Below are 382 nucleotides of genomic sequence, written 5' to 3' on the forward strand. Positions count from 1 at the left end.
CAAGGAGACGGTCGACCGCATCGTCGGCTCCGACGTCGAGCAGGAAGAGAGCAAGACCACCGCCCAGGCAGGCAAGGTCGCCAGCGCGATCGACCGGACGCGCGAGAACATCGGCGCGGTGCGCAAGACCTCCAAGCTCGACAAGGTCGACATCGTGTTCCTCACCGACGCCGCACGCAGCGAAGGCGGACCGCCGCCGGCGATCGAGAGCAAGATCGAGCAGCACCGGGACGACATCGCGGAGCTGCGCAAGGAGATCGAAGCCAACGCGCTGCTGTTCAACGCCATCGATTCGCGGCGCGTGCAGGCAGAGGACGTCGTCGCCGTCGCGTTCGACGATCCGGGGAAAGTCGTTATCTATGCGGCAGCCAAGCCGCCAGGC

Annotated in this window: 1 protein-coding gene; it reads left to right on the top strand. The window is 66.5% G+C overall.

From position 1 onward, the window contains the following. The coding region (locus EOA32_RS38185) for a hypothetical protein (RefSeq protein WP_128374359.1) at window positions 1-382 on the top strand (382 nt) is incomplete at both ends.

This window comes from Mesorhizobium sp. M1A.F.Ca.ET.072.01.1.1 (genome assembly GCF_004023325.1).
In the GTDB taxonomy this organism is placed as follows: Bacteria; Pseudomonadota; Alphaproteobacteria; order Rhizobiales; family Rhizobiaceae; genus Mesorhizobium.